Source organism: Schlesneria sphaerica, assembly GCF_044336245.1.
Lineage (GTDB): Bacteria > Planctomycetota > Planctomycetia > Planctomycetales > Planctomycetaceae > Schlesneria > Schlesneria sphaerica.
In genome coordinates this window covers 1123012-1148516 of record NZ_CP172346.1, presented here as the reverse complement: position 1 = coordinate 1148516, position 25505 = coordinate 1123012, and the positions used below count along the sequence as shown (strand labels likewise).

Sequence of the window (25505 nt, the reverse complement as noted above, 5' to 3'; positions counted from 1 at the left end):
TTTTTTCCTCAGTGCTGCATTTTCCGAGAAGTGTCATCGAGGCTGAGCTATTGCGTCAGCCCGTTCGGCAACTCGGTCAGGTCGTGATAACCGATGATCTGGACGACATCCGAGAGTTCGTTGTTCAGGCGACGTAAATGGCCGAGGCTGACTCGACGGGAGTGATCATCATCTGCTCGAGCGGCAGCCAGTGCAGAGACGGGGTGGTCATCGGTGGTGAGTTCTGCCCGCAGGTAGTAGGCGTCACCCGCATGGAGCATCCACTGCTTGTCCTGCCTGATCGCGACGCCACAGTGGCCAGCAGTGTGGCCGAAGAGAGGGACCAGCAGGACCTCGCTCGAAAACCCGAGAGGAACAGATCGAGCGGAGAGTCCCAACCAGTCGTGTTGACTCTGCGAGACTGGTTGCCAGCGGGGAGAATGTGCGAATTGAGTTGGGACATACCGGAGTGACCCTGATTGCACATTCGCCAGCTCTTCCTCCGCGAGATGCACGGTGGCATGCGGAAAATCAGCAAGGCCCCCCGCATGGTCCGGGTCACAATGAGTCAGGATAATGTGACGCACATCGTTGGGGGAGAACCCAAATCTCTCAATGCGCCGTACGGCGGTGTCGTGCTCGTTGAACTGAAATCCCGCCATCTCGATCAACGGTTGGCCAAGTCGTTCGAGCGGACTTTGAACGTCGAGCAGTCCGATGCCCGTGTCAACGAGAGCCAGTCCGTTCGGGTCTTCCAGTAACAGGCAGTGACAGACGACGGTTGGATAGTTGGCGACGAGGAGTGTGCCGCAATTGAGATGGTGAATTCGGATCATCTGACTCACTCGAAAGATGTTGAGTAAGGCTGTGTTAAACACTACTCGGAAGAACAAGAAGCCCCATGGCCTCGACGGTCGTGGAAGATCGTGGCTCAGGCACGACAATAACTACCGGTCATCGCACCAGGAGCATTGCTTACGGCAGGCGAGTCCGCTTGTCAAACGGCTGCGGGAGAAATGAATCGGAGCAGATCGATCGGTTAGTGATGCGGTCAGCCATGCCGGGGTTCCGAATGTTAGACGTGTCTTCGGGTGGTGGGTAAGGGGGATGGGGACACTGCATATCCTGTTCTCTTCGCTACGCTGTCGCCCTCCAGAAGATCGAGGACGATTCGATAACGGATCTTCAATTGTCCGTTACGGCATCTCCGCATGTTCTTAAGGATTCGCCGCTTGTCATGACAACTCGAGCTATGAATAACTCCTTCATTGGGAACCCCTCCTCGAATAATTGGTTCCAAACCAAGCCCAATTATACCCTTGGAGCGATTCCACTTATCAATTACTGACCGAGCATATTCGCGCACGGTGATTTGTCAGTCAGTCACCGCCATCGCTGCTTTCGGAGTTGCCAACGGTTACCTTACGACACTCGCACACATACGAAATGAATTCGTTTCTCCACCAATACTCTGTGCTTGCGTTGTAAACCATTTTAATGCTACAACGCGAATTCTCCTTAAAGAGATCGCACTCCCAACAATCGTGCCCGTAAACCGGACACCCGAACCCAACAACAGAAGGGGGAGACACTGAGATCGCGTATCTACAGTCCACTCCAGATTGAGTATCTGACCAGAGGTACGGTAAGTAAATGCGGTTAACTATGTGATCCCAATGCAGCTGCCCTAAATCCGTAAGAAGCAAGAACGGGCTCTGATTCCTGTCGAATTCGAGTTCAGAGACTCTCGCTGTAGTTAACTTTCCATCAATTAATTTAAACCAATAGACTTTACTAAGATCTGCTGCTGTTGCTGGGCGAATAAAGCCACGATCAGTTAGAGGCAGTTTCAAAACCGGTTCAAGCATATCATTACGCAGGCGAGGTGGAAAAAGCCTTCGAAGAGATGTGGGTAGTATTCATGCCGGACAAGAAGCCTTCTTTGATAGCCTAGCCAACTGATCGTGCGTTCCACTTTCCAGCGACTCGCATATCTCTTCAGGCTTCGCCCGTCTTGTCGAGACGGCTTCTTCCGGCCTTTTCGGTGGGGTGTGATTTGCTCAATGCCTCTCAGTTTGAGCGTATCACGAATCCAATCGGCATCAGCCGCTTTATCGTACAGCAGCCTCTCGGGTTTCTGGCCAGCAACTTGAATGTCGACCAGCGTCTCGATCGTGTTGACTTCGGCGACCTGTGCAGAAATGGTGAACCCCGAGATGGGGACGCCGTTACCGTCCGTCATCAGCATGAGTTTCGTTCCTTTACCTTTCTTGGTCTTACCAACCTCGGCGCCCCCTTTTTTGCAGGCGAAAAGGTGCCATCACCCATTGCCTGCGACCAGTTCAGCTGTTTCTGTCGATCAAGGGACTTCAGGAGACGTTCCCACGTTTTGACCATGATTCCTCTCTCCGTCCACTCCTTGAGCCTTCGCCAGCATGTTGCAGGAGACGGGTATCGCTCTGGTAAATCTTGCCATCGTCCTCCGCTCTTCAGGACCCACAAAATTCCTTCCAGACAGGGTCGAGGCTCGACTCGTGGTCGGCCTCCCAGTGGGGATGGAAGAGGGTTTGCAAACAGATCTTTGATGGAATTCCACTGGGCATCATCAAGAAAAGGCTTCGGGACCGTCCTGGACCCTGTCGTATTCGGCCGCCGTCGCTGGGGCCACATGGACAGGGTAATTCGCATGTAAGGGACTCCTTTCTCCCTTACCGGTATGCAAATTGCCTGCCAGAATCGTTATTGCAATAAAGGGGTTTTGAAACTGCCTCTAGGCTTCTCACAGCAGTGATGGCATCATCCTTAGTAATGCTTGACACAGACAGATCCACTGCACAATTGCTTTTTTTAAAGACATCTCCTTCGCCGGTCGAGACCCTATCATATGCCTCCAAAAGATCTTCTGTAGTAACCATTTCGCATGCGATCACCACCAATGTAGCATATTGCAGTGGACTAAGATTGCTCAAATGTAAATAGACGCTCATGCGGAATGCATATTCATCACCTTGCTCTGCACCATAGATGAAGACAGGATTCATGGTGTCAGTGGGCGCCCAAACAATACCAGTGAAGGGCGCTTCAAAAGGTACCAGTTGAAGACAAAGGGGCTTTTGTTGTCTCGTGACTCATTTTCTTCACAGAAAACGAGTGCATGGGGACGCAATGGCTTATCAACTGGGCATGGACAAGATCTTATCTATTCAGCAGTTACACGCGAGCGGGATGTCGGAGCGTGGAATCGCATTGGCTCTGGAAGTTTCTCGAAACGCTGTTCGGCGTCATTTGTCGGAAATCGGGGCAAACGATACCAAAGCGCCCACCGGCAAAGCGCCCACCGGGTCGGAAGGTTCAAACGATACCACGGCGCCCACCGGGTCGGACGAGCCGGCCAATCACGTTGCAGAGGGCGTTTCCCGGAGCCGTTGCGAGCCCTTTCGTGATGTCGTTTTGTCGAAGCTGGAGCAGGGTCTGGACGCTCAGCGGATCTATCAGGATTTGGTGGAAGAAAACGGCTTTGAAGGAAAATACTGGTCGGTCCGTCGCTTTGTGAAGCGTCTGGGAACGTCACGGGAATTGCCGTTTCGGCGAATCGAAGTCGATCCGGGCTGGGAGCTTCAGGTCGACTTTGGAGCGGGTCGCCCGTGCCCTGATCACACAGGAACGTTACGCAAGACCCATGTCTTTCGGGCGGTCCTCAGCTATTCGCGAAAGGGCTATACAGAAGCGGTGACGCGTTTGACCACCGAGAGCTTCATACGCAGTTTGGAGAATGCGTTTTGGAGACTGGGAGGTGTTCCGAAAACCGTCGTCTTCGATAACGCCAAATGTGTCGTGCTGAAGGCCGACTGGTACGATCCGGAACTGCATCCCAAGATCAACGAGTTCTGCAAACACTACGGCTTCGTGCTACTGCCCACCCGACCAGCGACACCTCGGCATAAGGGGAAGGTCGAACGCGGCGTGGACTATGTGCAAGAGAATGCCTTGAAGGGAAGAACCTTTGAAAGCCTGGCACAGCAGAATAGCCACTTGGATCATTGGGAGAAGACGGTCGCCGATACGCGGATTCATGGAACGACGAAGAAACACGTCGGAGTGGCCTTCGAGAGTACCGAGAAGCCTTGTTTAAAACCGCTTCCGAAAGATCGATTCCCGTTTTATCACGAGGAACAGCGCAAAGTTTCTCGCGACGGTCACATTGCGATTGAACGGGCCTATTACTCGGTTCCACCGGAGTACCTGGGTCACGATGTCTGGGTCCGCTGGAATAGTCAGACGGTTCGGATCCTGAATCAACGCATGGAAAGCATCACGGTCCACTGCACGAAACCAGCTGGCCGATTCAGCACATTGAACGAACACATCCATCCTTCGAAGACTCACATGATCGAGCGCGGGCTCGAATATACGCTACGAAAAGTGCGATTTTTAGGGCCTCACGCAGCGCGTTGGGCGGAAGCCACGATTGAGGCTCGCGGTATTCCCGCAGCTCGAGTCCTTCAGGGATTGTTGAGTCTCACGAAGAAATATCAGACGGAACAAATCGATCGAGCGTGCGACACGGCCTGGCGCAGCCAGGCGTTCAACTATCGCGTGATCAAGCGGCTGCTGGAGAACCAAACAGCCGCCCAACAGCAGACCATGGAGTTCGTGGGCGACCATCCGATCATCCGATCGGTGTCGGAGTACAGCGATTTTATTCAACGTTCCCTTCACGGAGACTAAGATGATGTCTGATGGTTTAACAAACATGCTCAAGAAGCTTCGACTATCGGGATTGGGCGATTCCCTGGAAATTCGATTGCATGAGGCCTCGAGTCGTGGCCTCACGCACCGCGAGTTCTTAGAGTTGATCCTTCAAGATGAATTACTCGTGCGGGATGGCCGACAGATCTCACGCCGAATCACGTCAGCCTGTTTTCGTGATGTGAAGCGGTTGGAAGATTTTGATTTTGGTTTCAATTCCTCGATCAAAAAGAACCGAATCTTCGATCTGGCGACCTGCCACTTCATTCGAGACAAACGTGATGTACTCTGGCTCGGACCTCCTGGGACAGGGAAGAGCCATCTCTGCCAATCGATTGGTGTCGCTGCGATCCGATCCGGCTTTACAGTGTACTACCGCTCGATCTTTGACACGGTCCGCGACTTCCTTCACGACGAGGCGATGGAGGGCCACGAACGGATCCTGCAGCGATACCTCAAGCCCGATCTGTTGATCGTTGATGACATGGGAATGAAGCAGTTGCCGAAGCGATCCGGCGAGTACCTCTTCGAGATCATCATGCGCCGCCACGAACTTCGTTCGACCATGATGACGAGCAATCGCCCCTTGGATGATTGGGGCAAGTTGATCGGTGATGTCCCCAGCGCCACGGCCATTCTTGACCGCTTCCTTCATCGCGCGGAGATCGTGCAAATCACCGGCAAAAGTTATCGATTAGAGAATTCTGAAAAAGGTTCAAAAAGTACCAAAGCGCCCACCGGGTCCAAGACCGAAGAATAAGAGGGCAAACGGAACCATTTCAGACAGAACCACTCAAAATGGTATCGTTTGAGGCGCCCACGACTGGTATCGTTTCAAGCGCCCATCGACACATGGCGAATACTTCCAAGAGGCTGATTGGAGGGGATCCACAGGGGTAACCGTTCACGGCCTGTGACGGCCGTGTTCAGTGTTTGTCGAAAAGCGATGGTGCTTGTTGACCAGAGAGACTTGCTTCGACAGCCTGTGTGAGCCACTCATAGACGGATCGTTTCTGCAGGCGGCAGGTTTCCGAAACGGTCAGCATTCGTTCGATGAAGCGACTGCCCTTTTCGCTCTGCGTTCCGAACGAGAGCTTTCTGTAGATGACTGCGGGCCGCAGTGCGCGCTCCGCGACGTTATTGGTCGGTTCGATGCCTTCGACTTCAGTAAAGGTCCACAGCCACTTGTGGTGATTGGACAACTCGCGGCACGGTCCGACCAAACGCTTGTTCCCGCTGGAGACTCCGCGAAGCAATAGGCTGTTGACCTTTTTGCGGAGGGGCCGCACCTGAGTTTGAAAGGTCTTCCACGAAATGGAACCCGACTGATACTTGTGCCAGATCAGGAACATGTGATCGACCCGTCGCATTAAGTCATGGCCGAGACGTTTGACCTGGTGGTCGTGATGATCGATCAGCGACTGGAAGTCTCGCTTCAAATGAGCCCAGCACCATTGGAGCCGCTCCGCTTGCTAGTACATCTTTGCCCGGTCGCAGTTGATGATCCCTTTGAACTGATCGCCGAGAAGTTTTGGCAGCGCCGTTGCCGCTCGGCTGGCGAAGATGGCAAACACGGCGAACGTCGAAGAGACCGCCGTCCACAACCAGGCTTTCTGATTGGCCTGTTTCGTCGGAGACTCGTCCATGTTCAACTGTTTTTCGTTCGCCAACAACGCCTTCAGGTCCTCGTACGGCCGTTCGAGAGCCTGTGACACGCGGTTCTGCATTTTCACGGTGGCTGCTGGACAGCATGGCATGTTGAGCAGATCCGAAAGAAACAGGGCCGCACGGCGTTTACTCTGTCGGAAGTGCCCCATCAACAATCCCGTGAATGCGAGCAGCTTTGGACCAAACTGGCCGCTTGGCACACCCGCAGGCAATGCGGCACATGTGCTCGTTCCGCAGCGGCGGCATGTCCGTCGATGTCGCTGGTATTCCCAAATCATCGGTTCGATCTTCGGCAGTTCCCAGACTTGATGGCGAATTGGTTCCGAGTCGGTTCCGTCAAGGTCTTCACCGCAACGTCGGCAGCTTTCGGGAAGCAGCGGAATGACTTCCTCACAACGTTCGATCGGAACAAGCTCGCGAACAACACGCTTGTGTCCTGATTGACCACCCCGCTTTTTCTTCGACTTTGGTCTCGGCTTCGGCGTGGGCCTGGCATGCGGATGCTGAGTCGACGGAGGAATCGATGAATTCTGAGGAGACAGTCGATTTACTTGCGATTTCAGATCATCAATCTCCGCTTGCATTCTCGCAATTTGAGCCTGTTGAGCGTCAATCGTCGACAGCAGTCCCGCAACAAACGCTCGCACTGCGGGCGTCATCTCGGCTAAAAGCTCAGCAGGTATCTCGGGCGTCGGATTCATGAGAATGGTGTCTCAAATTCTCAACTTCCTGGAAAGAGCAATCCCGCCCCGTGAACGGTTACCCACAGGGACACAGCATATTCTGTTGATAATTGCTACACAAGCTCGATAGCCTTGAAGTCGTTGGAGTGAATTGCTCGGGTTTTGCGTTTGATTCGGAGGCGATTACATGGCTCGGTTAGCGCGTGCGGAAGTTTTCTCGCCCGATGAAGTCGCGATCGTGCATGTGATGAACCGGGTTGTCCGGCGGTGCTTTCTCTTGGGGACTGATTCCCTGACCGGCAAGAACTATGACCACCGGAAGGGGTGGATTGAAAATCTACTGAAACGCTATGCCGCCTGCTTTGGGATCGATCTGCTGGGCTTTGCGATTCTCTCGAACCACTTTCACCTGATCCTGCGGTCTCGTCCGGATGTGGTGGCGACTTGGGATAATGCGGAAGTCGCCCGACGGTGGTTGCTCCTCTGTCCGATCCGGAAGGATGACTGCGGGAACCCGCTGGAGCCGAATCAGGCCGAGTTGGATTTCATCCAGAACGATGCCCGCAAGCGGGAGCTGATTCGCCTGAGGTTGTCCGACATTGGCTGGTGGATGCGGCTGTTGTGTCAGACGGTGGCGATGCGCGCCAACCACGAAGACCGGGAGATCGGCCGATTCTGGCAGAACCGATTTCGGGAGGTGCGCCTTCTCGACGAAGCGGCCCTCGTCGCCTGTGCTGCTTATGTTGACCTGAACCCGATTCGCGCGGCGATGGCGGATCGACTGGAGACCAGTGACTACACCTCTGTGCAGCGCCGGCTTCAGGCTCAACAACCTCGGTCGGCCTCACGAGAGACCACCAAACCGAGCGATGCCTCCACAGCGGAGAAGAATCAATCCCGCTGTTCGGCCAGCAAGCCCGGCGACACGCCAAAAGAACACCCGTCGTCAGTCGACCAATTTCTGGCACGGTTACCGCTGGAAGAGCGGGAAGGGAAGACAGGTCCGGTTGCAAACCGTACAGGAGCCCGTTGCAGCGACAAAGGCTTCTTGCCGATGACACAGGAGGATTACCTGCGGTTACTCCGCTGGACGGCGAAGCAGCTGCCGCGTGAACAACGGAGCCGAACATCGCCTCAGCTCAAAGAGGTTCTGGGCAAGCTGGATCTGAACACCAACACGTGGTTGTCACTGGTCAGAAAGTTCGGCAGGCTGTTCTACAATGTCGCCGGTCGTCCGCAGACGATCGAGCTGACGCGCAGCCGCATCGGCCAGCACCGACACTACGTTCGCCGCGAAACTCGCGAAGTCTTCTCCTGACGCAGGAGATTCCTCGAATCCAGTCGTCGCCGAACAGCGATCGTCTCTGCCAGGTTGAGAGAGATCTGTGCAGCACAAGTCTCTGCGCAGAAGAGACCATACCCATTGCGCGAAAGCAGTGTGATGATCCACTTTCAGGGCACTGACGGGAGCACCTTAATTTCAAGGCGGTGACAATCACAATGAGCCCTTCAGCCCGTGGAAATACTCGGGTCCCTCCGCGCCTCGGTCTCACCGATTTGAATGACTTTGAGTGAGTTTGGTCCGCAGATTTCGCGGATTTTCGCAGATGAAATTCTGTTCTTGGAATTTGCGACAACTGCGGATGTTGTCATTGGCTTGAGGAGTGGCAATGGATGCGTGTCACTCGCCCAAGAACGGCAGTGTCCCCATGGGCCTGTGCCCCGGATATGATCTGGTTGCGGTTCGGCATATGTTCGAACGGTCGGCCCTTCAGGCCTGGTGATGTTTCGTCGAATCACATCCCAGCCCGATGGGCTGGGCTATGGGAATGGATGGCCCTTTGGGCCGGATGTGGACATGGGGGCTGGAACACAGCACGGGGGCTGGAGCACAGTCTACTCTGTTGCGCTCGATGCGGTTCAGCGTTTGATTCTGATGCCTGAAAGGCATCCACAAGCCAGCCCAGGGCAGAGCGTCGCGGCAAAGCCGCAAGCGCCGCCCTGGGTCAGGGGCTGTGTGTCTGGGGCAAGGTCTTTCATTTCGAACGTCTTGTTTCGTGGGATTCGGTGGCGTTCATTTTGAATGGTGATTGTGCCCTTAACAGGGCGGAGGAGGCGCTACTCATCACCTACTCAGGGCGGCGCTTTGCGGCTTCGCCGCGGCGCTCTGCCCTGGATTGATATCTGATGGCCGTTCAGGCCGGGGACGGGGAGGCCGCATAGATCCTGTACTCCGCGGTTGTACCGGATTTCATGTTTTGCCTGGATCGCTGCCCATCTCTGAAAGAGGTCACGTGTTGCGGGGAGACTGGTTCCGGTCGGGGTGGGCTGATTGGCTTCGCGATGAATCGGTTGTTTGTTCCAAAGGTTTGGATACTTGGACTCGCCGGATTGCTGTCTGTTGCTGACACTGCTTCTGCTCGAAGATCCGCTGTCAGCGGGTGAGCAACGCCGAGACAGAGCTCCAGCGGTCTGGAGTCTGCGCGCGAAGGATTTAGATCCGCACCTTGGTCAATGAGTTCAAAGGATTTTTTGCGCAGGAAAACGGTGATAAGACGGCACAGGGGAACAACACCCACCTGTCGGAATCTGAGGCGGCAATGAGAGGGGGGTGGAAAGGCTGATGTACTGTGGTGACATTTCGTTGGATTTTGAGTGGACGAGATGAAGCGATGGGACGCCGCAGGTATGAACGCCACGGTCACCTGCAGAGGAGTCATGGTGACGAGGGGAACGGGGTGGCCAACTGGCCAAACCTTGGCCAGTCGGCTGGCCAGTCCCATGTAATTATGGTTAAACGGTTTGAGTGCTTTGAGGGGGACTGGCCCGGCTGGCCAACGTTTTTCGAGATGTGGCTGACCATCCCCTTCAGGTCATCGGGAACAGATTTGGGAAGTCGGCACCCTGAGACGGAGCACGGACCAAGCACAAGATCGGTTGGTGCAGGGGGCCCCCGAAGGGGGGGGACTCTTATCTCGGCTTTATACGGAGCCGGAGATTGAGTCGATTGACGTTTCGCTCTTTGACAATTCGTAAAGTGTGGAAAAAACGGAGCAGGCACCTCAAATCAGACGAGTTCTTCGGTGAATTCAGGTGAGCCCGGAGCCAGTCCCCGTTTTTCAACAGGCTGCTACGGCTCACGGTTCCGGTCATCACGGTCTGTAGAGAACTTGCTTCTTCGAGATTCGCAACATGCCAGGTAAAAAAGGGTCGAGCCACGTTCGCGGGAACGTGGCTCGACGGAATCATCAGTTGATCTTCGGTTGTGGCTTCCTTTTCTGACTCGGTCGTGCCGTTGTCAGAGGACCGGGAAGTTGCACTTCACGTGAAATCAGTCTTCGTAGTGAACCACGACGTGTTTTCCGACAGAGCGGACGGACACGGAGTACTTGCCGAAGTCATAACGGAGTCGGCTGCCGTCGCGGGAAACCTTCACGCGCTGTGGGTCACAGGGGGGGACGCAGATCTGGACGTTGACGCAGGTTTTGCAGCAGGCGTCTCGGTTACAGGGATCGGGGACCTGAACGATCATGGGGACCGCACCCGGAGCGATGTTCCGGACTGCGCGGTAGCGGACGTTCTGGTAGATCTCGGCGTTCGGGGCGGCCAGCATGAAGGCAGGTTCGCTCACAACCGAGGCTGGAGTCCCATACTGAACGGTGCCGGGGATCGGGTAGTTACCGGTGGCCGGTGCCGAGTAGGGGCTGGGGGTATAGTTGCTGGAACGGTTTGGGGCGTAGGCCGGTGGGACGGTCTGATTGAACTCAGGGTCCGGAACGGGCGTCAGCGGTTCAGGCATGGGGATGCCGCCCGACTGTCCCAGTACCGACGGGGCCAGTGAAAACGGGAAGGCCCCTCGCACGGACCGGCTCTCGCCAGCACTTACGACGGTCGCGGCGAGCGCGACTCCAAGGCTACACAACAGCGCACGATTCATTGTTCTACTCCTTACTCAAAATTCAGCGGATCACCGAGCTGCGGCGGTTCTCAGTACGAGTCAATAAGTTCAACACTCTGTATTCAACTCTCCTTCAATGGCCAGTTTCATTGAAGGATTCAGGATGCCTCGCGAAATACGATTAGTGAGTTCAGGTGGGCTACGCAAGAGGTGCGGCCTGTTCGACGTCCCGCATCAGGCGATGCCAACGCGTTCAAATTCCGACTTCTTTGCATCCTACGACAGCCATTCCTGTCTCGAAAATCGTTCAGTTCGTTCATTCTGTCAGGCTGCAAGTTGTAGTCCAGCAAGGTGAAGCGAGTATCCATCGAAGTTGGCCGATTCACCTGCGGTGATTGCAGGAGTTGACGCTGGTAATCATAATACCGGCGTGTTACACGAGAGAAAATTTTACTTTTGTTCGCAGGAATCTGGCAGAACTTGAGCCGGCCTTCGACGAGGATTCCGTCATGTGGCGTTTTCGAAACATTGCCAGCCCGCAGGGATCGTGGGGGTGGCAATCGCGTGGAGTCTCCGCCATCGCTTTGACCGCGATTTTGAGTCTTGTCATCGGACAGGTGGCCCTGTCTCAGGGTGGCTCGAAGGAGAAGTCAGCGAACGTCCGAGTTGACGCGAAGGGGCGGAAGTTCGTCAACAAGATCCCGTATGACGTCTTCTTCGACGATCCTCTGGATCTGGTTCGGAGCAATTCGAGTCCCGTTGCTCCCAAGTCCGATGCTGGTGCGTCGGACCCGGCACCGAAAACGGGTTCACCCCCTTCGGCGCCCGCAAACTCTGGCACCCCTGCGGCCATCACGGCGTCAGGCAGTCTGGAGTGGGGAAAACTGATTCCCATCGAAGAACTTCAAGGCGAAGTGAAAGCCGTTCGAAACAGCCTGACGAAATCGATGTCGAATCAGGGGAGTTACAACTCCAACTTTCAGGAAATCGCGATCGACGGATCGGAACTGGCCGCCCTTGCGGGAATTATGCAGAGTCACCCCGAATCAGTGACGTGGAAGGATAAGGCGCATTTCGTGCGCGAGTTCGCCGGCCAACTGAGCACGTCTGCGGCGGGACTGGGTAAAGAAAATTTCGAAAAGACACGATCGGCGTTTCAGCGGCTGACGTCCGTACTGGACGGTTCGATTCCGCCTGACGCGGGTGAAGTTCCGTCAGCCCGGGAATTCAGTGAGGTGGCTTCTCGCAAACGCTTGATGAAACGGATTGAGCGGGCCAAGAACTTCCTGAAGCAGGACGTCAACAGCGAAGCCAAGTTCAAGAGCTTGTCCGATCAAATCCGGCGGGAAGCTTCTCTCCTCACGGCATTGGGAACAGTCATTACCACGACCGGGTACGATTACACGGGTGAGGACGAGTACCAGCAGCATGCCAGAACATTGATCGACGGCGGGCGGGAGGCCTTCTCTGCCAGTCAGGAAGAAGCTTACGATCGTTTTCAGGAGGCAGTCGACAAAGTCAATAAGTCTTGTACTGACTGCCATGCGTCGTACGGGAACGGGTAAGGCGGTGTCGGCGTCCCCTGCTGTGCGATCCAGCGCGTGTCGGGCGGTTCGGCGCCGAAACAGGCGTTTTCACTGTTCGCGAGTCGGTTTGAAATCGTTACCCTCAGTCGATCAACTCGAACCACGTTTCTGTGAGCACAGGTGACGACTCGTCTTGAATATCTTCGTGATCGACACATCACCGAATCAACAAGAGTAAGGACTACTATGAAATCCGCGATGCGGTTTCCTTTGCTGACAGGGATGGCCTTGGCGCTATGCGTCTCGGTTGCGGTTCTGAGAGCTGATGTGATCGAGTTGAAAACTGGTCACAAGGTGGAAGGGGATGTCCTGAAGCAACAAGCGGAAACGCTGTACGTCGATATCGGGGTGGACGTCATCAAGATTCCGCTGAGCCAGATCAAGTCGCGGGTGGCGGCCGGTGAATCGGCCAACGTGCCCGAACAGGTTCATAAGCACCGGCTCTATCGAACGGCTCAACTTCCCCGCCGCAGCATCAAAGAGCTGACGGAGAAATTTGGAGAAGGGGTGGTCCTGGTCCAGACGCCGGGGGGGCTTGGTTCTGGTTTTATCGTCAACGAGAACGGATTCTGCGTCACGAACTATCACGTGATTGAACGTGAGACCCGGATTGCGACGACCATCTTTCATCGTGAGAAAGACGGGTCGTTCAATCGGCGGCGGATTGATGACGTGCGGATTGTCGCTTTAAACCCATTTTTCGACCTGGCACTGCTGCAAATCCCGGTGCAGAAGGATCTGGCCTTCAAGCCAACATTTCTTGCGGAAGATGATGATTTGCAGGAAGGAGAAGAGGTTTTCGCCATCGGCAATCCTCTCGGGCTGGAACGGTCCGTTTCACAGGGAATCATCGGGACCAAGAATCGAAACTTTCGGGGTCAGGTCTATATCCAGACGACTGCAGAGATTAACCCGGGGAATAGTGGAGGTCCGCTGTTCAACTCTCGCGGCGAAGTCATCGGGGTCACGAATATGAAGCTGTTATTTGCTGAAGGTCTGGGCTTTGCCATTCCGACGCCTTACGTAAAACTGTTTCTGGACAATCATGAAGCCTTTGCATTCGATCGCAACAATCCCAACACGGGCTTTCGCTATCTCGATGCACCTCATCGCAAGGTGGCCGGCGAGCCAAAGGAATCAGAGTAGTCTGAAACCGGCTCTCGCTGGCGAGGGTCATCAATTCTGTCACAAATTCTCTCTTCGCATGTTGTTGACTTCAGACGAACTTGCGAAGATGAGACAGCCTGTATCGAGAATGGGTTTCGTGGGATGAAAGTCCAGAGTAAGCCTGTCAGGATGACTGCACACGGCGACTTTGGCTATTAAAACTCTGTAAGGGATTGGACTTTTCATGAATCGACTATGGTTCCGCTCGATCGCACTAGGGCTAGTTTTCGCCCAGGCCATTGCCTTCGCGTCAGTTTGCCGGGCGATTGATTCTGCTCCGGGCGAAAGGCTGCTTCCCAAAGATACGTTGCTGTTCTTCTCGATTGCCGACGTCCCTGAATTCGGAAAGCAATGGGAAAAGTCGTCGATGGGTCAGTTGCTTCGCGACCCTCAGATGGCCCCATTCCTGGAAGACGTTCATCGGAAGATTGATGAAGCTTCAGGCGAGATGGAAAAAGAGGTTGGGGTATCGATCAAGGATCTGACCGAGTTGCCTCAGGGCGAAGTCACATTCGCAATGTTTGAGACACCGGCTCGCAAACTGGGGTTTGTCCTGTTGCTTGAATACGGCAGCCAGCAGGCGACCATCGACAAGCTTCTCAAGAAAATGGACGAGGCACTGGAGAAGGAAGAAGCCGAACACGCCACCGAAGAATTTGAGCGTGTCAACATTCATGTTTATACCCTGAAGAACCCCGAGCCAGATAATCCCTTCAAGACGATCACGTACTTTGCTGATAAGTCGTTTCTGGTTTTCAGCAATGATAAGGACGCTCTGAAATCGGTGCTGGAACGCTGGGAAGGGGACAGCGAGGAAGTTCTTGCTCAGAACAACGAGTACAAGTACATCCAGTCTCAGTGCAGCGGTGACCGGGCCGATTCGCTGATCAAGTGGTATCTGAACCCGTTCGGCCTGATTCAGACCGGTATTACTGCCGCACAGGCGACATTTCCCCAGGCCGGTTTGGCGGGTGCGTTTCTACCCATGTTCGGGGTCAATACGCTGACGGGCTGGGGCGGGAGTGTCAACTTTGAAGATTCCGACTTAGCCGGTGTGGCCTCCACCTACATCTATACCGGCGAAAAGCCGACCGGGTTGCTGGGCTTGTTCCAGTTCCCCGCAGCACAACTTGTTCCGCCAAACTGGGTCCCGGCCGACATTGGGTCCTATTCGGCTGGAAACTGGAATGTGAATGAGGCTTACCGATCGATCGAAACGCTGGTTGATCAGTTCCAGGGCCGCGGAGCGACCGCTCGATTCCTTGATTCGGTGGCGGAAAAGGGGCCGATGATTCACCCCAAGAAAGACCTGCTCGATCATCTCGACGGCAAGATCCATATCCTGCAGTCTGAGACAAAAGAGAGCGAAGACGACGATGGGGCACCGACTCCGATGATTCTGGCCGGATTTGGTCTGAAGGATGCCGGCAAGATGAAGAAGACGCTCGCCGCGGCAGTCAAGGCGGGTGATTCCAACATCGAATCTCGTGAGTTCAATGGCGAGATCATTTACGAAATTTCGCCACCGAATAGCGATCAACCTGTTTCGATCGCGATCACAGAGGGGCAACTGGTCGTCACCAACGACACCCCACTGCTGGAAGGAATGATGCGAGGTCAGGCGAGCCGCACGACGTTGGTCGATTCGGCCGATTACAAGCAGGTGTCCAAACACTTCCCCGCAAAAGCATCCATGATTTCGTTTCAGCGGACCGAAGCGCAGTTCAAAACCTACTACAACATGCTCAAAAACTCGGACAATGTTCTGGAAGGGATTGATGTCTCGAAGTTGCCTCCCTTCGAAGTCATCGCCAAGTATTTCCCACCAAGTGGCGGTTACACCGTCCCCGATGCCCGTGGAGCAAAGTCTGTGACCTTCTCACTGAAGCAAGCTGACTAACCTGACGAATTTGCAATGAAAATTGGAAAGCCCGAGACAGGTATCGGGCTTTCTTTTTTTTAACGTCGTCGTCATTGTCTCGTCTCAGCGGCCTGATGCTGGTTGAGGACTCACAGCGAGCAACCCAGTCAGATCGAGGTCGTGCAGGAGCGAGGTCGCACGTGTCACTGGTGACCGATAAATCCGAAACCAAGTCTTCCAGTCCCGCCCGATCCGAACCCGCTGCGGCACCGGATACCGTGAGCGTTGCCGATGCGGCACTTGCGACGAAACGGTTTGTTTTTGTGGATGGACTGCGGGGGCTGGCGGCCATGGGGATCGTACTTTTCCACATCTGGTGGTACGAACCCCCGCCGTATCCCTGGTTGGATTCAATTCACTGGATCGTAGACGCCACATTCATTCGGATCCGAGCAGGTGTGCAAGTGCTGCTCGTCATCAGCGGATTTGTGATCGCTTACACGTGCAGGAAGACCTGGGTCACACCGCGCGAGGTCAGTCTGTTCACCCTCCGCCGGTTGATCCGACTCGTTCCGGCTTACTGGTTCACGCTGGGGTGCGTGGTGCTGGTCAATCTTGTCTGCGACGCCGCGGGGGATTTCGCGTCCCCGTATGAAGGGGAACTCACGATCGCGCGTGTCTCGGCTCATCTGACCTTTCTTCAGGACATTCTGGGGCATGAGGCGCTTAGTGCGGGGATCTGGACGATCTGTATTGAGATGCAATTCTACGTGGTCGCAATTCTGGGGTGGGGGATTGCTCAGCATTTTTTCCCGCGCCCCGTTCCGTCGGAGCCGCGTCCCTCGGCCTTTGCCCTGCTGGCGGTGTTTGCGCCACTTGGCTTCGCCTCACTCTTCTACTGGAGAATGCTGGAAAGTACGACGCCGTGGGTCATTCATTTCACTTGGATGTTTTTTCTGGGGATGGCCACCTGGTGGACACTGGATCGAAGTCTTCCCAGATTCTGTTACGGCATCATCGTCGGAATCGCACTTGTCGAACTGGCCTTCGATGATGAGTGGTGGTACGAGAACAGCGTCGCCCTGCTGACGTCGATTTCAATTTTTGTAGCGGGCTCGTTTGATCGACTTCATTGCTGGCTTAACTGGCCGTGGCTGCAGTATCTGGGCCGGATTTCCTACAGTCTTTACCTGATCCATTTCCCTGTCTGCCACCTGGTGATCACCATGGCGTGGAAGTTGTTCGACGATCAGCCCACCTCGAATCAGGCATCGGCGATACTCCTGTCAGCTCTTGGACTCAGTCTCGTCGCAGCTCATGCGCTTTACACATTCGTCGAAGCTCCCAGCCTGAGACTTTCCGCGATTTTGAAACGCACAGCGACGTGATCGTGCGACTCATTCACTTCCTCAGGATTCGCTTCTTCAAGATGGGTGAAGATCGCCAAAGCTGAATTAATCGTCATAATTGGTCGGATGTTCAGATGCAGGGCCCCATTTTGAAAGGAAAATCGGGGTCGCTTAATCAAGAATCGCACCAACCATCGAGAAACTTCGATAGGAAAAGTTCTGACGGCGGCATAAACTCATGTTCATTTGTCAGAAGCGGTTAGCAACTTCAGAAGGCTCGTCAGATGCAGAGTGCTGCTACGTGCTCAAAACAGCTTGAGGGCGGAATTCAGATTCAGGGACTGCAGTTTGGAGAACTTGAATCAGCCCGCCGTGAGTTCGAGAGATATCTCAAAGATCTGAACCTCCACCAGCATGTCACGACGGTGAATGATCCCAGGTCGCTTGGGGGGCTGCTGGGATTCCATCTGCGGCAAGGCGAGTCAGTCAACCTGGCTCCGTCTGGTGACACATCGCAGCTTTGCCAGAAGTTGCATCTCGACACGGTTACGAATCCGGTCGATCTCGAACGGGAAATTGTGCTGGCGATGCTGCTTTGTCCAGTTCCGTTTCAATTCCCGAGCCTGGACGAACTGATGTCGTCCATACGCATTCGCAAGAACATCGTGATGGCAGCGCGCAAAACGTCGCTCTCGTTCGCGACTGACGTTGCGGAGCGACCTGCAGAGTATTGGACGTATGATGAGGACCATGGATTCATCCTGCGCCCCGGTGTGTCATTGATTGCCGCTTTGCAGAAGACGACTCAACCAGAGGTCTCAGGAGTCCGTTATACATTCTCGTGTCGGCGAGCCGCAGAGTATATCTGCCTGCTGGCAATGACGACCGAAGCAAAACTAACGCATCCGGAGCTGTATCAGGATCTGCATCGACAAGCGGAAAAACGTGCGGTCAAAGGGGCGGAGTTCGAGCGAATCTTTCTGCGGAGAATCGGTTCTCCCAGCAATCCTCTGCCCGTGAAATTTTTCGTTCCTGGTGATCGGACCTGGTTCCGCAATCCTGACCGGGAATCGTCTGAAGTGACCGGGTACGAAGGGAGCTGGACCTTTTACTTAGGGAACGGACTCTTCGCGGATTTCTGGCGTCCCGGACTGGTTTACACTCTCACTACGAAATGTCTGTCGATCTATCATTGGCGCAACTCGACCTACCGTGACCAGAACGGCGAATTGCAAATCGACGAATCTCGTGTCGAAAGTCAGGTCGATGCGACGCTCGCCGACCCCGTCGCCACGGCAAAAATTCTGGACGAGATGCTGCAACTCCATGAACCGATGGACGTCTTCAGCGGGGGCTGTGTTGAACCTCATCGCGAATACGCTCGACTGATCTGCCGGGGAACTTGTGACCTCGTATTGCCGGACGTTCATCGTTCGGATGACGACTGCAGTTCATTCCGCTCCTGAGAAGGCGAGAGTGCGACCGGGGGCGAGTGAGATCTCAGAATTTGCTTCCTCGACGGATTACGGTCCGTTCTAATCCTGGTGGCGTACACATGCTGTGTGGCCGCTCCGCAAAAGGACTTGGAACGCCCCTTTCAGTCGAGGATTCTCTCATGGATGCTTCTTCCTACCGTGCCACTACGCCCTCACACATTTGGCTGTGCCACTTCCTTGAGATGGAACTGCAGAACGCGGAACTCGTCTCGCTCCGGAGAAATGGTCAAGCTGGCTTAGATGCGTTGAAGGGGGATTTGCGCTACGCGAATGCTCTCGCACTATTGGACGCATTGAGTGCTGAGCAACAGGATCGCGCCAATTTCATGATGGCAGCCAACGATGTCAAGCAGAGTTGACATGTGGCAATAACGCACGGTCGGAACTCACGATCGCATCTACGGTTGGGTGCCGAAATGACAGTTTTGGAACACGCGGGCGATAACCTATACACAGGAAACAGCTTCTGAAATTCAGTTTGGCCTAGCAAGAAATTTGAGAATCCATTAGACGACTGCCACAAAGGTGATTTTTCGTCTATCAATCTCTTCTCGACTGAGGCCATGATCAATGAGCGGTGACACCAGTACGCTAGCCGGGGGCGCGCAAAGTGACGCCGTAGATAACAACAAATGGAAAGACGGGCTGGAATGGTCAGCCGTGCTCTGGATCGGGTTTCTGCACCTGGGAGCGTTGCTGGCGCCGTTCTACTTCTCGTGGGTCGGACTGACGTTATTTGCATTCCTGAGCTGGGTGACTGGCAGTCTGGGAATCTGCATCGGTTTCCATCGTCTGCTCACCCATTCCAGCTTTGAGACATACCGGCCGATTCGCTGGTTCTTCGCACTCTGCGGGACGCTGGCCGGGGAAGGCCCCCCAATCATGTGGGTGGCAGCCCATCGAAAGCACCACCGTTTCAGTGATCAGGAGCATGATCCCCACTCGCCTCGTGACGGCGCCTGGTGGAGCCACATGAACTGGATGTTCCCGCGGCACGGATCACAGCACTGGGCTCAACTCTATCGCCAATATGCTCCGGACCTGATGAAGGACCGATCGCTGCGGCTGCTGGATCGAGGTTTCCTCTGGATTCATCTCGGCCTGGGAATCATCATGTTCGGTGCTGGTCTGCTGATCTGGGATCTGAACACAGCGATTTCTCTTGTTGCCTGGGGCATGTTCGCCCGGCTGGTCTACATGCTGCATGTCACCTGGGCTGTGAACTCGGCTTCGCACATGTGGGGATATCGCACTTACCAGACACGTGACAACAGTCGAAATCTGTGGTGGGTCGGGATCCTTGCCTGGGGCGAAGGGTGGCACAACAACCATCACGCGTTTCCTCGCGTTGCCTGCCATGGACACCGCTGGTGGGAAATCGACATGAGCTACGCAATTGTCGGTATGATGAAACGGACTGGATTGGCGTGGAATGTTGTGAAACGCCCAGCCATCTCTCATGAGGCAGTATCGACGGTGCAATTCGACATCGAAAATGAACTGGTCGTCGATGAAGCCGTAAAACGAATCTCGGCTTGAACCGGTAACGCCTGAGAGACACGCCCTCACCAGCGTCCTGAGGATCGGCTGGCTGATCCGTCGAGCGGGCTGAACAGCTCCTTTGTGCTGGAAGCCTCACGTGGTCGTCCCAGATCGCGGGACGACATCGCTTGGCAGACACGTTGTCCAGGTGCCGCGATTACTTTTCTCGAACAACGCGGAAGCTCGAGCCGTAGTCGCGACCCGACGGCAATTCACTATGCCTTCGGGCACATCGCAGGTGAAAGGGGGCATCGTAGAACCCGCCCCCTCGCAGGACATGCGTTTCCCCTTCCACGGGACCGAGCGGGTCTTCGGTTGGTGAATCTTCGTAGTAGTTCTGCTCGAAATAGTCCGAGCACCATTCCCAGCCGTTTCCGTGCATGTCGTACAGACCGAAGTTGTTCGGCTGGAACCGTCCGATGGGGGCTGTCCAGACGAACTTGTCGTCTCCCGACACGAAACGGGAACGCACGTCCGCATCGGTCGTCCCTGGATAGAAGAATTTCAACCGACTGTTGTCGGCGCTATTGGCGTGCTTTACGAGTTCTTCCGGGTTATCCCCGAAGGAATATTGAGACGAGGTTCCAGCCCGACAGGCGTATTCCCATTCAGCCTCGGTCGGAAGCCGGTACAGGTGCCCTTCTTTCGCCGTCAACCAGTCACAAAAGGCGACCGCGTCGTCCCAAGTGACATAAATCACAGGATGGTTGAGTTCGATTTTCCAGGCGATCGGATCCCAAGGGCGGAATCGCAACGACTCAATGAGGTTGCCCTCTTTGTCGAATCCCCAACTGGGGTTTCCATCGATTTCCGCGTCAATTTTGTATTTGGAATCGTGATAGAACTTCAGGAACTGGTTGAGCGTTACTTCGTACTGCCCCATGTAGAACGGCTTGGTGATCTTCACCTTGTGTCGGGGAAGTTCGGCCATCATCCAGGTGCGATCACAGTCGGGGAATTTACGGAGCGTTTCTTCGATATCTGCTTCCGCCCCCATTTCGAACTCGCCGGCGGGGATTTCGACCAGTTTCATATTGATCGAATTGGAGATGACGTTTTTGTCTGGCGCCTGAGCCGTAAGTTCAGTCGACACAAACAAGCAGGCGATTGTCGCGAGCACCCCGGTAGCTCCGCGTCTCAGATGATTCCGCATGTGCGGCGACCTTCCAAATGAAGTACCAATACAATTTGACAGCAGTTCCAGCGAGGACGCCGAATTGTCTCGCCGCTGAGGATGGCGTCAATGGGCAGAAACTTTCGGCCGCTCAGTATCCGACTTCGTCTCAACGAGTACAATTTCCAGCCGAAAGCCTGCACGACTCTGGTCAGAAAGTCCACCGTTCCTCATTTATCGTCAGCACGCGAACTTATGTCGCTTTTGCATCCCGCATTATTGTTTGGATTGGGACTGGCTGCAATTCCCATCGTGCTTCATCTCCTGTTGCGCGCCAAACCCAAACGGCTGATTTTTCCTGCATTGCGACTCATTCAACAGAATCGTCGACAGAACGTCCGTCGGTTGCAATTGCGACATCTCTGGCTGCTTTTGTTGCGAGTGCTCGTCATTGCGATGATCGTCTTCGCACTGACGCGCCCCTCTCTCCCGCCCGCCAACTACGGCTTGATCTGGCGCGAGTGGCTCACGTTGCTGCTGGTAGCCGGACTGGCACTGACGACGTACTTTGCGGTCCTGCATCGCTGGAAGGGCCGGAACTGGTCGCGGAATGAGTGGCTGACTCGGCGTACCTTCCTGCGAGGTGGCCTTGGTACCGCCGTGGTCCTGGGGTTGCTGCTGGGGGTCGGCGTCCCCTACGCGCGGCGAGTTTCAGCCGAAATCAAAGATCCGGTGCCGAAAGTCGCCGATCAGCTTCCCGTGGCCGCGGTCTTACTCTTCGACAATAGCCCGAGTATGAGCTATCGACAGGGGAACCAGAGCCGACTGCAGGCGGCTCAGCAAATTGCGTGCGATCATCTGAGTCGACTTCCCTCAGGAAGCAAGGTAGCTGTGACGACATCTCATGACACAACGGCGCCCGCTTTCTCGCTTGACCTTCAGGCGGCTCGGAGCCGAATCGATGCCACGGAAATCAAGACGACCTCTCTGTCGTTAAACGAGCGTCTGAGAACCGCGCTGCTGGGGCAGGAGGACGACCGACGTCGCATCACGGGAGAACAGTCGTCCCTTCCCGCAGATAAACGGCAGGATCGATATCTGAGAGAGATTTACCTGTTCACGGATCTGACCCGTTCCGCGTGGCGCGAGGAAACTTCGACTGCGTTGCTGGACGAACTGGAACGGCTCAAGACGGTCGCTGTGTATCTGATCGATGTGGGTGAGCCGACGCCGTCCAATGCGGGAATCACCGGGGTGAGGCTGTCCCGCGAAACGGTTCCCGCCGGGGGCCCCCTGCGACTGGAGGTCATGCTGTCCGCCGTCGGGGCCGTGAAGTCCGATCTGACAGTTGAGTTTCTGGTGGGAGGTCCTGACGGGAAGCTGCTGAAGCGGGGTCAACAGTCCGCCCAACTCGAAAAAGGTGTCGAACGGCAACTGACGTTTGAGATTCCCCAGGTTGCTCCCCCCTATCAGCAGGGCGAGCTCCGTATCGTGGGATCTGATCCGTTGGCCATCGATGACATGGCGAGTTTCACCGTCCGAACGCTGCCCCCTCTGAAGGTGCTTGTCGTCGCTGGATCCAAAGATGCGGCATTCTACTGGCAGTCTGCGCTCGACTACGTTGCGTCTGCCCGCATCAGTGACTTTCGGACAGAGTTTCGTCCGGTCAGTCAGCTCGGCGGCATCGATTTCAAAACCTTTGACGTGATTTTTCTGATCAACCTGCCGTCACCGGATCAGGCACTGTGGAAGCGGTTCCAGAGTTATGTCGACGCCGGCGGGGGATTGGGAGTGTTTCTGGGAGCTCCCAGTTCTGTATTGAGTACTCGCCCCGGTTCCAACCAGATCGATCCAGTTTCATATAACACTTCGGAAGCGCAGAGTCTGCTTCCGGCAAAGCTTGTGGCCGTGACGACTGCGGGGGCCAAGCCTCATTACATGGACTTGCGGCAGACGCAGCACGTACTGCTGAAGCGGTTGGAAGAAACAGGAGTATTCGCCGAATTCGGTTCGATGGAAATTCGCCGTTACTGGAGGGTTGATCCTCACGGTGCTGCGGTGACGGTGGCGCGGTTGGATGGGCAGCAGGGATCACCCGTGTTGTTGGAACGACGCGTGGGCCGCGGCCGGGTGATGCTCATGTCGACCTCCATAGATAACGAGCAGTGGAATGATCTCGTCGGGACGGCGTTCTCGTTTGTGTTTGCCGACCAGTTGACTCAGTATCTGGCTCAGCAGGCTTCGTTCCGGTCGAATTTTGTCGTCGGTGACGAAGTTGCTCTTCCCTTGGAACGGGATCAATCTCCCCAGAAAATCGTCGTCCGCATGCCCGACTTCAAGCAGCGAACAGAGGATGCGACGGCAACAGCAGGGATCTTGAATCTGAAGGATCTGACCACGATTGGTTCCTACCAGGTTGATTCTGCCGCAGGGCAGCCCGACTTTCACAGTGGATTCAGCATCCGCCTGCCGGCCAGCGAAAGCGATTTGCGACGGCTGGAAACGAACGATCTGGACTCAATGCTCGGACAAGGGCGTTACGCGGTCAGCCGCGATCCTCTGAGTCTCGTTCGCACAGTCGCCACCGGACGCATGGGGCAGGAAATGTACAGCTTTGTTGTAGGATTGCTGGTCGCTGTTTTTGCGTTGGAACAGTTCACGGCTACGTATTTCTATCGAACGGATGAAGTCTGACGAGGGAGACAGGGGCCTCAAAGCGGGTTTCCCTGTTCCGCGACGCGGACGACAACTTGATAAGGGGAACGGAACTGGTGCTCCATTCGAGCTTGGCTGTGTCTGATGGACAATGCGGCAGTTGAGATGGCTGAGAAGACCCAATAGCAGACTGAAATGCAATTCCTGCCGGAGTTGATACGGAATCCCCAATGGCCTCAGTCTTAACGGCGACAATTGCGACAATCGATCTTGCTCGCAACTTTTTTTGCGACTATCACCCGTTTCTCCCGTAATTCAAACTCATGTCAAACTTTCGGCAGTCCACCGGAGCCCCTGTCGGGAACGTCGGTCGAGCGGTTCTGCTCGCCATGGCGCTCGCCCTGTCAATCGGTTTTGGTGCCGCCATTCTGCTGGATCCCGATCCCCGAGGTTTCGGGACTCATCAGCAGTTTGGGCTGCCTCCATGCACATTTCGACTGTTATTTGGTGTCCCATGTCCCGGCTGTGGAATGACAACCTGTTTTTCTCACTTCGTCAGAGGTCAGTTCGCGGGTGCGGTTCGCGCCAATGTGGCCGGAACCGTGCTGGCCATGGTCTGCGCGTTACTGATTCCCTGGTCAGTCTGGAGCGCTGTTCGAAGCCGTCTCTGGATGGTGGATGAACCGGTCACTGTGGTCAGTGTGTTGATGCTAACGGTTGGCGGTCTGACGGTTGTGGTATGGATTGCCCGCCTGCTTCCGCTGATCTGAGAATGCTCTGTTCAGGGCAAGTTCAAATAGACAACGGGCATTTGCCCTGCAGGAAATCTGTAATCAACGGATCTCGCTTCGGGAACGAAGTCATTCGGCGAAGGATCGCAAATGATGAATGAAATCTCGTCCTCTCCAGATCGGCGCGAAGCCCTGAAACGGCTCTGTCTGATCGGCGCAGCAGGCTCGCTTGTTTCCGTCGCAGGTTGTTCGAAACTGCTGCTCGGCGGCGGCAAGATTCTGTTCGGTGATCCCAAGATCACTTCCGAATTCACGACCCTCACACGGATCGACCTCAGCAAAGGCGAACATACGGTCGCGGTGGTCTGTTCGACTCCCGAGTCAGTCGAGTCCAACGCATCGGCACTGAAGCTCGATGTGATCGACGGCGTTTCCCGGCGACTCAAGCTGAATGGCGTCAAGATCATCAATCCCGACCGGGTTGCCGACTGGGTGGAAGCCAATGGCGGCATCGGTTCCGATCTGACGCAATTGGCACAGGACTTCGAAACGGATTACATCGCCTGGATTGATATTCAATCGTTCGGACTGCGTGAACCCAACAGTCAGAACCTGCTGCGGGGCCAGACGACGGGATTCATTCGTGTTGCGAAAGTCGAAGATGTGAGTGGATGGCGACGGCCCATGATGGCGTACACACGTGAGTTCGCTCTGACCTACCCGCAGCATCAGCCAATCTCTGAGACCGGTCGATCCATCATCGTATTTCACAAGGAATATGTGGCGCGACTGTGCGATATGCTCGCCGAACGATTCTACAACCACCGACCCGGGAAGAGCTTCTAATTGGGGGGGGCTTCAAAGTCGTGCGAACTTTGACTTCTTCTTTGGGTTCGGAGTGCCAGGCTCACAGCACCGGTGGATCAATCGCTTTTCAGACTGCGACACATTTCGAATTGATATCAAACCCGTCAACACAAACGCCATGAACAAACTGGAATCGCCGTGCACGTCAGTGCTCGGGAGT

The 25505-nt window shown here is 55.1% G+C and carries 18 protein-coding genes and 1 pseudogene; 13 read left to right on the top strand and 6 right to left on the bottom strand.

Going from position 1 to position 25505, the window contains the following annotated elements; all coding sequences use genetic code 11:
- Positions 1–47 precede the first annotated feature (47 nt).
- From ACGY09_RS04320 to ACGY09_RS04310, 3 genes are all read right to left on the bottom strand, one after another.
- Positions 48–815 (bottom strand): MBL fold metallo-hydrolase, encoded by a 768-nt coding sequence (locus ACGY09_RS04320; protein WP_397570591.1) that lies wholly within the window; start codon positions 813–815, stop codon positions 48–50.
- 1013 nt (positions 816–1828) lie between these two features.
- Positions 1829–2227, bottom strand: coding sequence for a transposase (locus ACGY09_RS04315; RefSeq protein ID WP_397568160.1), 399 nt, complete (start codon positions 2225–2227; stop codon positions 1829–1831).
- Positions 2221–2649 carry a transposase gene (locus ACGY09_RS04310; protein WP_397571847.1) on the bottom strand — a complete coding sequence of 143 codons (429 nt, stop codon included), beginning with the start codon at positions 2647–2649 and terminating at the stop codon, positions 2221–2223. Before ACGY09_RS04310 ends, ACGY09_RS04315 begins: the two co-directional genes overlap by 7 nt.
- Before the next feature lie 495 nt (positions 2650–3144).
- Here ACGY09_RS04310 and istA point away from each other — a divergent pair, with 495 nt between their 5' ends.
- Positions 3145–4707: an IS21 family transposase gene (gene istA / locus ACGY09_RS04305; protein ID WP_397568068.1), complete on the top strand. Its 1563-nt coding sequence runs from the start codon at positions 3145–3147 to the stop codon at positions 4705–4707.
- Between the two features lies 1 nt (position 4708).
- Positions 4709–5488 carry an IS21-like element helper ATPase IstB gene (gene istB, locus ACGY09_RS04300; RefSeq protein ID WP_397568067.1) on the top strand — a complete coding sequence of 260 codons (780 nt, stop codon included), beginning with the start codon at positions 4709–4711 and terminating at the stop codon, positions 5486–5488.
- 166 nt (positions 5489–5654) lie between these two features.
- On the opposite strand, the pseudogene tnpC reads toward istB, so the two are convergent.
- Positions 5655–7055: pseudogene (gene tnpC / locus ACGY09_RS04295) on the bottom strand (IS66 family transposase).
- 211 nt (positions 7056–7266) lie between these two features.
- On the opposite strand from tnpC, the gene ACGY09_RS04290 reads away from it, so the two are divergent.
- Positions 7267–8397 (top strand): transposase, encoded by a 1131-nt coding sequence (locus ACGY09_RS04290; protein WP_397570590.1) that lies wholly within the window; start codon positions 7267–7269, stop codon positions 8395–8397.
- Positions 8398–10410: 2013 nt separating this feature from the next.
- Here the strand turns inward: ACGY09_RS04290 and ACGY09_RS04285 are convergent.
- The gene (locus ACGY09_RS04285) at positions 10411–11016 is read right to left on the bottom strand and encodes a hypothetical protein (protein WP_397570589.1); all 606 of its coding nucleotides are present in this window, start codon (positions 11014–11016) and stop codon (positions 10411–10413) included.
- 470 nt (positions 11017–11486) lie between these two features.
- Between ACGY09_RS04285 and ACGY09_RS04280 the strand changes: the two genes are divergently transcribed.
- The 7 genes from ACGY09_RS04280 to ACGY09_RS04250 all read left to right on the top strand — a co-directional run bounded on the left by ACGY09_RS04280 (position 11487) and on the right by ACGY09_RS04250 (position 19975).
- The gene (locus tag ACGY09_RS04280; RefSeq protein ID WP_397570588.1) at positions 11487–12542 is read left to right on the top strand and encodes a hypothetical protein; all 1056 of its coding nucleotides are present in this window, start codon (positions 11487–11489) and stop codon (positions 12540–12542) included.
- A gap of 219 nt (positions 12543–12761) precedes the next feature.
- Complete coding sequence (locus ACGY09_RS04275) at positions 12762–13709, top strand: S1C family serine protease (RefSeq protein WP_373651427.1); 948 nt, start codon at positions 12762–12764, stop codon at positions 13707–13709.
- A gap of 205 nt (positions 13710–13914) precedes the next feature.
- Positions 13915–15630 carry a hypothetical protein gene (locus ACGY09_RS04270; protein ID WP_373651428.1) on the top strand — a complete coding sequence of 572 codons (1716 nt, stop codon included), beginning with the start codon at positions 13915–13917 and terminating at the stop codon, positions 15628–15630.
- Positions 15631–15791: 161 nt separating this feature from the next.
- Positions 15792–16979 (top strand): acyltransferase family protein, encoded by a 1188-nt coding sequence (locus ACGY09_RS04265; RefSeq protein WP_397570587.1) that lies wholly within the window; start codon positions 15792–15794, stop codon positions 16977–16979.
- 245 nt (positions 16980–17224) lie between these two features.
- Positions 17225–18406 (top strand): hypothetical protein, encoded by a 1182-nt coding sequence (locus ACGY09_RS04260; protein ID WP_373651430.1) that lies wholly within the window; start codon positions 17225–17227, stop codon positions 18404–18406.
- Between the two features lie 149 nt (positions 18407–18555).
- Complete coding sequence (locus ACGY09_RS04255) at positions 18556–18795, top strand: hypothetical protein (RefSeq protein ID WP_373651431.1); 240 nt, start codon at positions 18556–18558, stop codon at positions 18793–18795.
- A 211-nt stretch (positions 18796–19006) separates the two neighbouring features.
- Positions 19007–19975 (top strand): acyl-CoA desaturase, encoded by a 969-nt coding sequence (locus tag ACGY09_RS04250; RefSeq protein WP_397570586.1) that lies wholly within the window; start codon positions 19007–19009, stop codon positions 19973–19975.
- 160 nt (positions 19976–20135) lie between these two features.
- On the opposite strand, the gene ACGY09_RS04245 is transcribed toward ACGY09_RS04250, so the two are convergent.
- Positions 20136–21131, bottom strand: a complete 996-nt coding sequence (locus ACGY09_RS04245; protein WP_397570585.1) for a formylglycine-generating enzyme family protein — start codon at positions 21129–21131, stop codon at positions 20136–20138.
- A 90-nt stretch (positions 21132–21221) separates the two neighbouring features.
- On the opposite strand from ACGY09_RS04245, the gene ACGY09_RS04240 reads away from it, so the two are divergent.
- The 3 genes from ACGY09_RS04240 to ACGY09_RS04230 all read left to right on the top strand — a co-directional run bounded on the left by ACGY09_RS04240 (position 21222) and on the right by ACGY09_RS04230 (position 25324).
- Positions 21222–23786 (top strand): BatA domain-containing protein, encoded by a 2565-nt coding sequence (locus ACGY09_RS04240; RefSeq protein ID WP_397570584.1) that lies wholly within the window; start codon positions 21222–21224, stop codon positions 23784–23786.
- Between the two features lie 284 nt (positions 23787–24070).
- Complete coding sequence (locus ACGY09_RS04235; protein ID WP_373651435.1) at positions 24071–24517, top strand: DUF2752 domain-containing protein; 447 nt, start codon at positions 24071–24073, stop codon at positions 24515–24517.
- Positions 24518–24628: 111 nt separating this feature from the next.
- Positions 24629–25324, top strand: coding sequence for a hypothetical protein (locus tag ACGY09_RS04230; protein ID WP_373651436.1), 696 nt, complete (start codon positions 24629–24631; stop codon positions 25322–25324).
- The last annotated feature ends 181 nt before the right edge of the window (positions 25325–25505 follow it).